Below are 13735 nucleotides of genomic sequence, written 5' to 3'. Positions count from 1 at the left end.
ATATTCGTCTGAAAACCGCAGTTTTTATTGTGAAATAGGGCGGAATTGTGGATGATTGGTGGTAATACCTATGTTGAGTTGGAGATCGCCAGCTCATAACGTAGAAAATCATTTCTGACAATACTACTAAATTTTGAGGTGCTATAGATGAGTGAAGCTGAGGCTCGTCCATCGAATTTCATTCGCCAAATTATTGATAAAGATTTAGCGGATGGTAAACACACTAGCGTACAGACTCGTTTTCCGCCAGAACCGAACGGTTATCTACACATTGGGCATGCGAAGTCGATTTGTCTGAATTTTGGTATTGCTCAAGACTATCAAGGCCAGTGTAATCTGCGTTTTGATGACACCAACCCAGAAAAAGAAGATCTTGAATACGTTGAATCAATTAAGAAAGACGTTAATTGGTTGGGCTTTGAGTGGTCTGGTAATGTTCGTTATTCATCCGATTACTTCGACCAACTGTATTTGTATGCAGTAGAACTGATCAATAAAGGGTTGGCCTATGTTGAAGAGCTGACTCCTGAGCAGATTCGTGAATACCGTGGAACATTAACTCAAGCGGGTAAAAATAGCCCATATCGTGATCGTCCGATTGAAGAAAACCTGGCTTTATTTGAAAAAATGCGTGCTGGTGAGTTTGCAGAGGGCCAAGCTTGTCTTCGTGCAAAAATTGATATGGCGTCTTCATTTATGGTGATGCGTGATCCGGTGTTATACCGCGTGCGTTTTGCAGAGCATCACCAAACCGGCGATAAATGGTGCATTTATCCGATGTATGATTTTACGCACTGTATCTCTGATGCACTCGAAGGCATTACTCACTCATTGTGTACTCTGGAATTTCAAGACAACCGCCGTTTGTACGACTGGGTATTAGACAACATCACCATCGATTGTCATCCAAGACAGTATGAATTTAGCCGCTTAAATCTAGAATACACGGTGATGTCAAAACGTAAGCTCAATCAGCTGGTAGTTGAAAAACTGGTCGAAGGGTGGGATGACCCACGCATGCCGACCATTTCTGGCTTACGACGTCGTGGTTTTACTCCTGCTTCTATTCGTGAGTTCTGTAAGCGCATCGGTGTGACTAAACAAGACAATATGATTGAATTTAGTTCTCTTGAGTCTTGTATCCGTGACGATCTCAATGAGAATGCACCTCGTGCTATGGCTGTGCTTGATCCAGTGAAAATCATTATTGAAAACTTTGCTGAGAATAGTGTTGAGCCGCTTACGGTCGCTAATCATCCTAATAAACCGGAGATGGGCGAGCGAGAAGTGCCTTTCACGCGTGAAATTTGGATTGAACGTGAAGATTTTCGTGAAGAAGGCAACAAAAAATATAAGCGTTTGGTCTTAGGTAAAGAAGTACGTCTACGTGGTGCTTATATTATTAAAGCTGAGCGTATTGAGAAAGATCAACAAGGTAACATCACGACGATTTACTGCACTTATGATCCAGAAACGCTGGGTAAAAACCCAGCCGATGGACGTAAAGTCAAAGGGGTAATTCATTGGGTTTCAGCAGATAAAGCCTTGCCTGCTCAATTCCGTTTATACGATCGCTTATTTACGGTGGCAAATCCTGCCGCGGCAGATAACTTTGCGGCAACAATTAACCCTGATTCATTGATCACCATGCATGGTTTTGTCGAACCAAGCCTGAAGAATGCTCAGCCTGAATTTGGTTATCAGTTTGAACGTATGGGTTATTTCTGCGCAGATATCAAAGATTCTCGACCTGATTCGCTAGTTTTTAACCGTACGGTTGGTTTGCGTGATACTTGGGCAAAAATAGACCAAGAGTAAGCAGTTTTACGTCTATCTACGGTGATTTACATCAAGCCAACCGACTTTTAGGTTGGCTTTTTTATTGGTTTTGTTGCCATGTGATGCTTCGCGGGGGATGTCTACTTGCTCCTATCGGAATCTTCAAGTAGCTTAGAATCAGGGGCAAGGTAGGAAAAAGGGCGGGTCTGCCAGATATTTGTGTGAGATTCCTGCGATTATTGTAGGTAAGGCACATTTTTTGTATTAGTCCCTATAGTTTTACTGGGGTAATCCGATATATTTAACAGATCGTTGTATTCCCATCTTACTTAACGTTGTAGCGTTGTTAGGCTGCATTAGTTTGGTTTGTTTATGTTCACGGAGATTCACGCACTTGCCGTCTACCTGCATTGTTAAGTTGTTTAGGTTATATTCATTTTTAAAGCACAGAGCTGAGCCTTTTATGCGTCAATTTTTTAAGCGATGGCTGTTGCCATTAACGATCGCCGCCGTGACTCAGACTTCTATCGTTAGTGCAGAAGTCATTCGTCTCATCGGCCCAAACGGTGAAGTGCAATCTGCTCCGCGTTTTAGTCGTGATATGGGACAAAATACCACCAACAATTCTGAGCCTTCACGCTTTTTCGGCCCCACATCGCCTCAAGACACATTGTGGTCTATTGCAACGCAATTAAGGCCATCAGCGAATGTTTCAGTTCAGCAAACGTTGTTAGCTATTTATCGTTTAAACCCTCAAGCGTTTGAAAATCAAAATATTCATAGTTTATTGCCCGGAAGCACTCTGCGGATACCATCGATAGAACAGATTAATCGTGCGTCAACGCAAGAAGCGATCACGATTATGACGGCTCATCAAGCGCGTTTAACGGGGTCACCAGAACCAACGGTCGCGGCTGTCCCAACGCCTGCACGTCCTCCGGTCGCACCACCCGTTACTGAAGCATCACCAGTGGTTGAACCACCGGCGCCAAGTGTTGCTCCTGAGCCAATCCCTGCACCCGCGCCACTCACTGACGTTGCGCAAGCCGAACTCCTCGCTTTAGAAGAAAAAAATCATCAGTTACGACTTCTATTGGCAAAAATGCAATCTGAGGTGAGTGAGTTAAAACATGAACTGGGTGATGACAATCGAATCCGCGTTGAAGTTGAACGCTTATTAAATGAAGACCGACGCAATAATCAACAAGTTCAGCAAGGCCCTTCTACGTGGGAGCAATTATTATCCAGTACTTGGTTTGTCGCGCTATTAGCACTGATACCCGGTTTACTGATTGCGGGTATAGTCATGCTCTTATTGAGCCGCCGCTCGAAAGCCGATCAGCCAGAGCCGGTTCAATCATCAACAGAAGAGAAAGTCGCTCCGCCACCGGTTGCTCCAGTCTTACCCGAAGAGGGGGAAGAGCTAGGGGACGATGATCTTTTACTTGATGATGATCTCTTCGGTGAATCTGACAGTAGCGAAATATTGTACGGCGATGATATGGCTGAAGAAGAGGATGTCTTTGCTTCTCTTGATGAAGGTGATATAGATTTAAATCTTGACGAAGATGACGATCCTTTCGCTGGTATTGATGACGATGGTGATTTGGATACCAATTTTGCCGACTTAGCGGAAAATCAGCCATCAAGTGATGAACTTGATGAAGAAGATTTTGATCTCGCAGAAGAAGACCCACTGTCTCAAGACGCAATGGATGCTTTATTAGCTGGTGATGAGGATGAGCTTTTATCAGGCAATGAAGTTGATCAAGCGTTACTTGATGAGTTACTCATGGAAGCTGAGGTCGATGATGCGGAGCTTGATTTAGATAGTCAACTTGATGAGCTTAAAGCAGACAGTATTGATAGTGAGCCTGAGCTTACCTCAGATGAAGAGTTGGACTCGCTTTTAGACAGCATTCAATCACAAACGACAGAGTCAGATCAAGCTGATGAAGTATTGGACGACTTATTAGATGGTTTGGTTGGGGGCGATCTGGATCTTTCGTTGGACGATGACAGTACCGAATTACTCGATGAATTATTGGTGAGTGAGGAGTTATCAGAACAAGATTTAGATACCGCTGTTGATAAATTACTTGATGAACTACTCGATGAATCTGACGTTGATGAAGCGCTGTCATTTGATCACGACAGCCCGACATTATTAGATGAATGGATTGATGAGCAAGAGCCAAAAGTAGAGAGCAATGAGTCCGTCGAATCTGATCCACAAGAAGCGATCAATGTATCATTGGATGATGGAACCGAGTTTCTCGATGAACTACTCGAAATTGAGCAGCAGGCGGAAGTTGAAGATAGTGAGTTCGATAGCAATAACTTTATCGATGATCTGATCAGTAATGCTCCAGCACAAGATCCGTTACTGGATGATATTCATCTTGAGGATAAGGATGAATCAACGCTTAACCAGCCAGTTGATGAGGAGGAATTTGATTTTGATCCTCAGATTGAAGGGGGCGAAGCGGCTAGCACGAGTGCTCCAGAACCGGTAGCGAATGAATTTGGTGTTCCACAAGATGAAGATTGGTTGGTTGATGATGAAGATCCCGAACCGATTGAAGCTTTAGATGCACCATCGCCGAGTATCGATGAGGCCAAACAAGAGGTCTCTGCGCTTGATGGTGAAGTCAACGAACCTTCTACCAAAACCGATACACCTGAAGAAAGACTAGAGGTTGAAGAAGAGGAGAGCACGGACGTTGAATCGAGCTTTGAAAGTGAAGATCAAGCCTCTCTTGCGACCGATGGTGAGCCACAAGCTGCGCAAAGTGACTCTACTGAGTCAGAAGAAGATGAGCCGTTAATCGAGCAAACCGAGATTAGCGATGTTGATCATTTTATCGATGAAGAGCCTGATGCGCCAGTTTTACCAGAAACAGAAGGGCCGCTAAGCATTGATGAGAGTGAGCTTGCTGAATATACCGAGCAAGACGCCTTGGCGGATTTAGACGATGATATTGAGCACCTCGATACTGACTCGGTGACAGAGCCATCGAGCGTTACTACTGATACTGAAGACGCCGATGAGAATGATGCTGTTCAAGCGGAACAGCACGTGCCAAGTGAAGAAGAGTCATTATCCGTTGATAGCGATGAGTTAGAGAATGATGACTCAGATCCAGAGCCTGAAAGCAGCCTTGTTAATCAAGTGGCAGAGCAACCAGAGATACCAGAAGATCAAGCGCCGTCATTTGATTTGGATTCGATGTTAGCAAGTGTTGATGGCGATGATCGGGTTAGTGATATTGAGCAGCTTGAATCCCAGCAGTCTGCTTCTGATAGTGAGGATATCGCCTTTGATGCCGCTCTAGAGACCATTGAGGATCAAGCCCCTGAATCGATAGATGAGAATGGTCAGCATGCTGAACCGTCGGAAGATGGTCCATTAAATATTGATGAAAGTGAGCTTGCCGAGTATACCGAACAAGACGCTTTGGCGGATTTAGACGATGATGTCGAGGTAGTCGATGCGGACTCGATGACAGATCCCTCGACGGTTGATACTGATAGCCAAGGTGCTGATGAGAGTAACGAGGCTGTTCAAGTAGAGCCGACCACGCCAAGCGAAGAAGAGTTATTATCCCTCGATGAAGAGGAGTCTGAGAGTGATGATTTAGACTCTGAACCAGAGCCTGAAAGCAGTCTCGAAAATCAGTTAGCTGAACCAGAAACGCTTGAACAGCAACCTGACATGCAACAAGAGCAAGCATCATCGTTAGATGCGGATGTGGCGGTAGAAAGTGACCACGTTGATGAAGTATTAACTGAATCCGTCGAACCGCCTGAGTTTGCTCAGCCGGACAGTAAAGATCCATCCAGTGATGTTTCTTTAGAATCGATAGTCAATGATGTCGATGACACTATTGTCGAGCCCGATAATAGCCAACCTGATGACTCAGCCCTTGAGCCATCTTCAGAGCAGGAAGACGGTCCATTAAGTTTTGATGAGAGTGAGCTTGCTGAATATACCGAGCAAGACGCCTTAGCCGATACGGAATTTGAAACCGAATCAGAGGTTATTTTTGATGGTGATGAAGATGCTGCTGAACTTGATGACATCATGGCTAACTTTGATCAACAAGAGGAGTTACAGACACCACATCAGGTTGCTGAACATTCAGACTTGACGGATCAGCAAGACACCTCTTCAATCCCTGCAGAGCCAGAGCCAGAGCCAGAGCCAGAGCCAGAGCCAGAGCCAGAGCCAGAGCCAGAGCCAGAGCCAGAGCCAGAGCCAGAGCCAGAGCCAGAGCCAGAGCCAGAGCCAGAGCCAGAGCCAGAGCCAGAGCCAGAGCCAGAGCCAGAGCCAGAGCCNCCTGATTTTTCTGCAAACATCATACGATAGATATGATCCTCCTCTGATTCGTGGGCCCGGAGATTTGCATAAGCTATAGTGTACAGCTGGTGAATGAGCCACACCAACGGCTAGAGGCAGAGCCAGAGCCAGAGCCAGAGCCAGAGCCAGAGCCAGAGCCAGAGCCAGAGCCAGAGCCAGAGCCAGAGGATAAAAATGATGAGCCGATTGATTTCGCTACGTTATCCAGTAAAGCGTACAATGAGCAACAATTTACGGATTTATTAAATGATCCAATGGCTCGTCCAATGGATCTGTTTAATTCGCCGTTAGATGCTAAAACCATTGACAGTGCAGGCATGGATATTGATGCCATGTTACAAATGGGTGGAGAAGACTGGAATGGTTTTAGTTTAACCGAGGATCAAAAAGCCGTTATCCCTGATGAGATACCGGAAGAAGATCAAGCTATCTGGCAAGAGGAAATACAAAATCAGCAACCTGAAGTTGAAGTGGAAAATTGGGAAAATCAGGAAGATGTAGTTGATTTTTCACCGGAAAAGCGCGAGTTCATGACCGTTGATGAGTTGATGGCGCAAGTTGAAAGGGATGAAGGTTCGATAAATCCTGATGATGAAGCCCTTAAGCTGGATGTCGGTTTAGATGAATTTCCTGATGTACTTGGAGATATCACTGATTTTGATGTTGACAATAATGCCGAAGCGGCCGGTAAGCTTGATCTAGCGAAAATTTACTTGGAAATGAATGATAGTAAAGGCGCAATCAAGTTACTGGAAGAAGCGATCGTTGATGGTGATGATGAAATTCGTCGTCAGGCAAAATACCTTATTGATAGGATCAATGGTCGGCAATAGCCTGTAAAGATGGATGACTTTCGCGGCGTAGGTGTCTTCACGTTGTTTGGCGATCAGTATATACTGCCCGCCCCATTTTCAATGAGAAACAGAACATGAGAATTGCTCTGGGTATTGAGTACGATGGTACCCATTACTTTGGCTGGCAACGGCAACGAGACGTCATTAGCGTACAGGAAAAGCTTGAAAAAGCCCTGTCGATTATCGCGAATCATCCGGTAGAGGTTCAATGTGCTGGACGTACCGATGCAGGAGTGCATGGTACAGGGCAGGTTGTCCACTTTGATACCACAGCTGAACGTAACATGGCTGCATGGACGATGGGCGCTAACGCTAACTTACCGAAGGATATCGCTGTTCGATGGGCGAAAGTGGTTCCCGACGATTTTCATGCTCGTTTTAGTGCGACGGCGCGTCGTTATCGATACGTTATCTATAATCATGCTTATCGCCCAGGGATCCTATCTTCGGGGGTCAGTCATTATCATCCAGAATTAGACGTTCAGAGAATGCAGCTGGCAGGTCAATATTTATTGGGTGAAAATGATTTTACTTCTTTTCGAGCGGTACATTGCCAGTCTCGTAGCCCTTGGCGTAATATTATGCACTTGAATGTTTCTCGCCATGAGCGTTATGTTGTCGTTGATATAAAAGCGAATGCTTTTGTTCATCATATGGTGCGTAATATTGTTGGTAGTTTGATTGAAGTCGGACGTGGAGAGCAAGAGCCACAATGGATAGAGTGGTTATTGGCAGCCAAAGATCGCAAATTAGCTGCCGCAACGGCTAAGGCTGAAGGCTTGTATCTCGTTGCTGTCGATTATCCAGCGCAGTTTGAATTACCCAAAGCGCCACTGGGGCCGCTATTTTTAGCAGAGAATTTGAACTAACTGGGGCAAATAGCTTCCAATACACAGATGCATATTGATTGGGCAAAGAAATAGGTACAACCAGTTTTTTGTCTACAGTTGCGGTTTTGTATGCTTTAATCCCACGCGTTTATGTCTAATTTATATCTTTCGCACTAGCGCGGGAGATGAGAAAGTAAAAAGGTCTTGCATGAGTTGGCTTGAAAAGATTTTAGAAAAAAGCAACATTGTCAGTTCACGTAGAGCGTCTATTCCTGAAGGGGTATGGACTAAATGTACCTCTTGTGAAGAAGTGCTGTACTACGCTGAGTTGGAACGCAATTTAGAGGTTTGCCCTAAATGTAACCATCATATGCGCATGAAAGGGCGTCGTCGTCTAGAGACCTTTTTAGACGAAGATAACCGCGAGGAAATCGCTCAAGAGCTTGAGCCACAAGATAAGCTTAAGTTTAAAGATACTAAGCGTTACAAAGAACGTTTAGCGGCTGCGCAAAAAAGCAGTGGCGAGAAAGACGCACTCATCGTGATGAAAGGGCAGGTGATCGGTGTTCCGGTTGTTGCTTGTGCGTTTGAATTCTCCTTTATGGGCGGATCAATGGGTTCCGTGGTTGGTGCGCGTTTCGTGCGTGCAGTCGATGCGGCGATTGAAAATAATTGCGGGTTAGTCTGCTTTTCTGCCAGTGGCGGAGCGCGTATGCAAGAGGCCTTAATGTCATTGATGCAAATGGCCAAGACCAGTGCCGCGCTGCAGCGTTTAACAGAGAAAGGCTTACCTTATATTTCGGTGATGACTGACCCCACGATGGGTGGTGTATCTGCGAGTTTGGCGATGTTAGGCGATATTAATATTGGTGAACCGAAAGCCTTGATTGGTTTTGCTGGACGCCGCGTGATCGAGCAAACTGTGCGTGAAGATTTACCTGAAGGTTTTCAGCGCAGTGAGTTTTTGCTTGAACATGGCGCAATAGATATGATCGTCGATCGTCGTGAAATGCGTCAACGTGTGGCGGGATTGTTAGCTAAAATGACCAATCATGCTTCTCCTCTGGTGGTTTCTGTGAACGCAGCGCCAAACGAAGAAACATATTCTGTACCAGAAGCGGATAAAAAAGGGTAAAGTAACCACTAACAAAGCCAAGCATAACCATGGTTCTACGTTAGATGACTCAATACTCTATTCCTCAAGCCACATCGCCACTTACGGTGTGGCTTGATTATTTATCTCATATCCACACCTCGGCCATTGATCTCGGCTTAGAACGTGTTCAAACGGTTGCCGAGAAAGCGCAACTCACCAGACCATCTGCTACCGTCATTACGGTTGCGGGCACGAATGGTAAAGGCTCAACATGCGCCCTGATGGAAAGTATTCTTCTCCAAGCCGGCTACTCGGTTGGTGTGTACAGCTCCCCTCATCTTATTCGTTACAACGAGCGTGTACGGATTAACGGTCACGAACTTCCGGATTCAAAACATACCCAAGCCTTTGCTTACATTGAAACTCAACGTGGTAATACTACATTGAGCTTATTTGAGTTTGGCACTTTAGCTGCGCTGCGTCTTTTTCAAACTGAGCAGGTCGAGGTGATTTTGCTTGAGGTTGGATTAGGTGGACGATTAGATGCAACTAATGTTGTCGAGCATGATGTCTCGGTGATCACCAGTTTAGCGATTGATCATGTGGATTGGCTCGGTGATGACATCAACGTGATTGGCTTTGAAAAAGCAGGTATTTTCCGTTCAGGAAAACCAGCGATTTGCGGGCAACCTTCTCCACCTGCAACAGTGGCGGCTCATGCTGATGATATTAGTGCGACATTCTATCAGGTCGGTATTCAATATCACTATGAGACGTTATCGAGTTCATCGTGGCGTTGGCGCAGTGGATCATTTGAACTCAGTGATTTACCGATTCCGACATTGCCTCTTGCCAATGCCGCCACAGCCTTGATGGCGTTAGGCTGCTCTGGGCTTGATATTAGTGACATTGATGTGAGCGAAGGATTACGTAAAGCCAATTTGGCCGGACGCATGCAAGTATTACAGACTCAACCGACGATTTTGTTGGATGTGGCACACAACCCACATTCGGCTGACTATCTTGTCTCGCAATTAGAGCAGCGTTATCCACAGCAAAAAGTGCATATGGTGCTCGGAATGTTGCATGACAAAGACATTAAATCGACTATCGAAGCACTGACCCCAGTCGTGAAGGATTGGTATCCAGCTTCTCTTTCTGGTCCTCGCGCCGCAAGTTCACAAGAGTTAGTGCATTATCTAACCCCGACTCAACGTCAATATTCATCGCCAGTGGAAGCTTTTGAAGCTGCGTTGACCAAGGCACAAAGCAATGATGTTATCGTGGTTGCTGGATCCTTTCATACCGTGGGTGAAGTCCTTGAGCATTGGCAAGGTAAAGGAGAATAAATGGCCAGTAAATTTCAAAGCCGCTTAGTCGGTACGATCATTTTGGTTGCGATTGGTGTGATCGTATTACCCGATCTCTTGGACGGTAAAAAAATGCACTATCAAGAAGACGTTGCTAGCATTCCGCTAAGGCCTGAACTCGATAGTGATATTGAACGGTTTGAGATTCTTGATCCCATAGAAGATCAGGTGGCTTTGCCCGACTCTCCAGTCACCGTCACTGAATCGCCTACAGCAATACCGAAAGAGGCAAGTCATCAAACCGTTACGACGACCACACGTCCTGTGATTGAAAAAAATGATTATCAAGATAGCGCTTGGATCATTCAATTGATGGCACTGAGAAATGCAGAAAATGCTAAAAATGTGGTTGCTGACTTACAACGACGTGGTTATCAGGCACACACAAAACAAGAAAACGATTTTACGCGTGTCATTATTGGGCCTGATGTTTCAAAAAGTAAGTTAGAAAATCAGTTAGTGGAATTAGAGAAAATAACTGGCGCTAAAGGTCAGTTACTTAAATTTAAGCCATTAAATCCTTAAGAAAACGTTTGCGTTGCGCATTTTTCTGTTAAAATGCGCGCCAACTTAGAATGTAAGAACTCATGAATTGGTTAGATATTGTCATTTTAAGTGTGATCGGCCTGTCTGCGTTGATCAGCTTAGTTCGTGGCTTTGCGAAAGAAGCGTTGTCATTGGTTATTTGGTTTGCCGCGTTTTATATCGCTTCAGAATACTACGCAAAGTTAGCCGTGTACTTTAGTAACATTAAAGATGAGATGTTTCGTAATGGCTCGGCAATTGCGGTGCTATTTATAGCCACCTTGATTGTTGGAGCGATGGTTAACTACGTCATTTCACAGTTAGTTGATAAGACAGGGTTATCTGGAACCGATAGGATCCTCGGTGTGGTTTTCGGTGCATTACGAGGTGTTTTGATTGTCGCAGCAGCTTTATTTTTTATGGATGCGTTCACCGCATCACCAAACGCAGAGTGGTGGAAAGGGTCGCAACTGGTGCCAGAATTCAGTCGCCTGATTGCTCCCTTCTTCGAACACTTACAAGCAACATCCAGTTTTCTTTCTGGCGCTCACTAAGCGCCAGTTATTGTTGAAAGTCGAGGGTTAAGACATGTGTGGTATTGTTGGAATCGTGGGTACAACGCTGGTGAACCAGTCAATTTATGACGCGTTAACGGTATTACAGCACCGTGGCCAAGATGCCGCGGGTATTTGTACCATAGAAAGCAATCGTTTTCGTCTGAGAAAAGCGAACGGTTTAGTTAAAGATGTCTTTGAAGCTAAACATATGCAACGCTTGCAAGGAACGGTTGGGATCGGCCATGTGCGTTACCCAACAGCAGGCAGTTCGAGTGCATCGGAAGCGCAGCCTTTTTATGTCAATTCGCCTTTTGGTATCACGCTGGCCCATAACGGTAATTTGACCAATGCGACAGAGGTGCGCCAAAAGCTGTTTGAAAAAGATCGCCGCCATATCAACACCACCTCAGATTCAGAAGTGTTACTGAATGTCCTTGCCCATGAAATAGACTCTGTTGAAAGCGAAGTGACGCCGGAAGAAGTCTTTCGAGCTGTCGCCAATGTACATCGTACAATACGTGGCGCTTATGCTGTCGCGGCAATGATCATTGGTCATGGCATGGTTGCTTTTCGTGATCCGAATGGGATTCGCCCGCTTTGTTTAGGTAAGCGTCAAGTGGCTGATCGCACAGAATATATGGTTGCTTCTGAGTCCGTTGCCTTAGATGCCGTTGGTTTTAGCTTTATGCGTGATATCGCTCCCGGTGAAGCAATTTATGCCACCTTTGATGGCCAACTTTTTACTCAGCAGTGCGCTCAAAACCCAGTACTTAATCCGTGCATTTTTGAATACGTTTACTTTGCCCGTCCAGATTCTTTCATTGATAAGATTTCGGTCTACAGCGCACGAGTCGAAATGGGTAAAAAATTAGGCGAGCGAATCAAAGAAAGTTTTAGCGATTTGGAGATTGATGTAGTGATCCCTATTCCTGAAACGTCTTGTGATATTGCACTACAAATTGCTCAAGCGATTGATATTCCTTATCGACAAGGATTTGTCAAAAACCGTTATGTCGGTCGAACTTTTATTATGCCTGGCCAGCAGCAGCGTAAAAAATCGGTGCGTCGTAAGTTAAACGCGATTCGCTCCGAGTTTAAAGATAAAAATGTATTGCTGGTCGATGACTCGATCGTTCGTGGCACGACTTCTGAACAAATCATTGAAATGGCCCGTGACTCTGGTGCTAAGAAAGTCTACCTAGTGTCGGCGGCACCAGAAATCCGTTTCCCTAATGTTTACGGAATTGATATGCCAAGTGCCAATGAGCTGATTGCCCATGGTCGCGATAACGAAGCTATCTGTAAACAAATTGGTGCTGACGGTTTAATTTTCCAAACACTACCCGATTTGATTGAAGCGGTGCGTCTCGGTAATCCTGATATTGCTAAGTTTGAAACGTCAGTCTTTAACGGTGAATATGTGACGGGTGATATTGATCAGCAGTACCTTGATTTTCTCGAATCGATGCGCGGAGATGATGCGAAAACGCTAGCGGAAATTCAACAAGATTTAGCGAACTTAGAGCTGCATAACGAAGGCGCTTAACTGCTTTTATTTGATGAGTTTACCGAATGGATAAAAAAGAGCGCCTAAATTGAGTAATGCCGATCAGTTAAGAGATAAATGATCGGTTGAACGATCCTACAGATGGCTTATAAAGGCTCTAAGTTCCTAAAACTTTCAGCCTTTTATTTTGCAATTAACTACAGCCCTAACACTCGCCAAGCGTTACGCCCCCAATACTGAACAACTTGGAAAACTCAGTGACATTCTTTGTCCTGATTTCATCAACCAATGCTTAGAAGCTTCCGGTGTGGCCACTATTCGTAAACGTCGTATCCCTCTCGACATGGCCGTTTGGGCGGTCGTTGCTATGTCGCTTTACCGACAAGAGCCTTTGTGGTCAATTGTCTCCAAAGCACAATTAATGTTGCCCGGGAAACGAAGTCTGGTTGCCCCTAGCGCTATCGTTCAAGCGAGACAACGGCTCGGGGCTGATGCAATGAAAGAAGTATTCCATCAAAGCCAGAGCTTATGGAATAAAACAGCTGACCATCCGACTTGGTGTGGATTAAAACTCCTCGCTGTCGATGGTGTGGTATGGCGAACGCCAGACACCAAGGAAAACCGTGATGCGTTTCAATCTGCATCAAATCAGAATGGTGAAGGTAGCTTTCCTCAGGTGCGTATGGTTTGCCAGATGGAGTTGACCAGTCACATGCTGGTCGCCAGTGCTTTCGCGAGTTACAAAACCAATGAGATGATATTGGCGGAACAGTTGATTGAAACAACACCAGACTACAGTCTCACAATGTTCGACAGAGGGTTTTACTCTCTTAGTCTTCTTCATCGCTGGGCAAATA

8 protein-coding genes and 2 pseudogenes are annotated in these 13735 nt (G+C 45.2%); all 10 read left to right on the top strand.

Features of this window, described 5'->3' with window-relative positions; genetic code table 11:
• Nucleotides 1–147 precede the first annotated feature (147 nt).
• Nucleotides 148–1818: a glutamine--tRNA ligase gene (gene glnS / locus CAG58_RS11500; RefSeq protein ID WP_161426668.1), complete on the top strand. Its 1671-nt coding sequence runs from the start codon at nt 148–150 to the stop codon at nt 1816–1818.
• A 424-nt stretch (nt 1819–2242) separates the two neighbouring features.
• Nucleotides 2243–6148, top strand: coding sequence for a FimV/HubP family polar landmark protein (locus tag CAG58_RS16830; RefSeq protein ID WP_202598280.1), 3906 nt, complete (start codon nt 2243–2245; stop codon nt 6146–6148).
• A gap of 137 nt (nt 6149–6285) precedes the next feature.
• Nucleotides 6286–6972: pseudogene (locus tag CAG58_RS11490) on the top strand (FimV/HubP family polar landmark protein); the annotation flags it as partial.
• Between the two features lie 95 nt (nt 6973–7067).
• Nucleotides 7068–7862 carry a tRNA pseudouridine(38-40) synthase TruA gene (truA, locus tag CAG58_RS11485; protein WP_154168693.1) on the top strand — a complete coding sequence of 265 codons (795 nt, stop codon included), beginning with the start codon at nt 7068–7070 and terminating at the stop codon, nt 7860–7862.
• A 169-nt stretch (nt 7863–8031) separates the two neighbouring features.
• Nucleotides 8032–8958 carry an acetyl-CoA carboxylase, carboxyltransferase subunit beta gene (gene accD, locus CAG58_RS11480; protein WP_040904527.1) on the top strand — a complete coding sequence of 309 codons (927 nt, stop codon included), beginning with the start codon at nt 8032–8034 and terminating at the stop codon, nt 8956–8958.
• Nucleotides 8959–9002: 44 nt separating this feature from the next.
• Complete coding sequence (folC, locus tag CAG58_RS11475; RefSeq protein WP_161426670.1) at nt 9003–10268, top strand: bifunctional tetrahydrofolate synthase/dihydrofolate synthase; 1266 nt, start codon at nt 9003–9005, stop codon at nt 10266–10268.
• A complete protein-coding gene (locus tag CAG58_RS11470) occupies nt 10269–10814 on the top strand; it encodes an SPOR domain-containing protein (RefSeq protein ID WP_154168687.1) in 546 nt (181 codons plus the stop codon).
• Nucleotides 10815–10876: 62 nt separating this feature from the next.
• Nucleotides 10877–11368 (top strand): CvpA family protein, encoded by a 492-nt coding sequence (locus CAG58_RS11465; RefSeq protein WP_154168685.1) that lies wholly within the window; start codon nt 10877–10879, stop codon nt 11366–11368.
• A 34-nt stretch (nt 11369–11402) separates the two neighbouring features.
• Nucleotides 11403–12917, top strand: a complete 1515-nt coding sequence (purF, locus tag CAG58_RS11460; RefSeq protein ID WP_004395678.1) for an amidophosphoribosyltransferase — start codon at nt 11403–11405, stop codon at nt 12915–12917.
• Between the two features lie 148 nt (nt 12918–13065).
• Nucleotides 13066–13735: pseudogene (locus tag CAG58_RS11455) on the top strand (IS4-like element ISVvu2 family transposase); the annotation flags it as partial.

This window comes from Vibrio sp. V31_P5A7T61 (assembly GCF_009904895.1).
Taxonomy (GTDB): Bacteria; Pseudomonadota; Gammaproteobacteria; order Enterobacterales; family Vibrionaceae; genus Vibrio; species Vibrio metschnikovii.
This window is presented reverse-complemented; position numbering and strand designations above follow the sequence as displayed.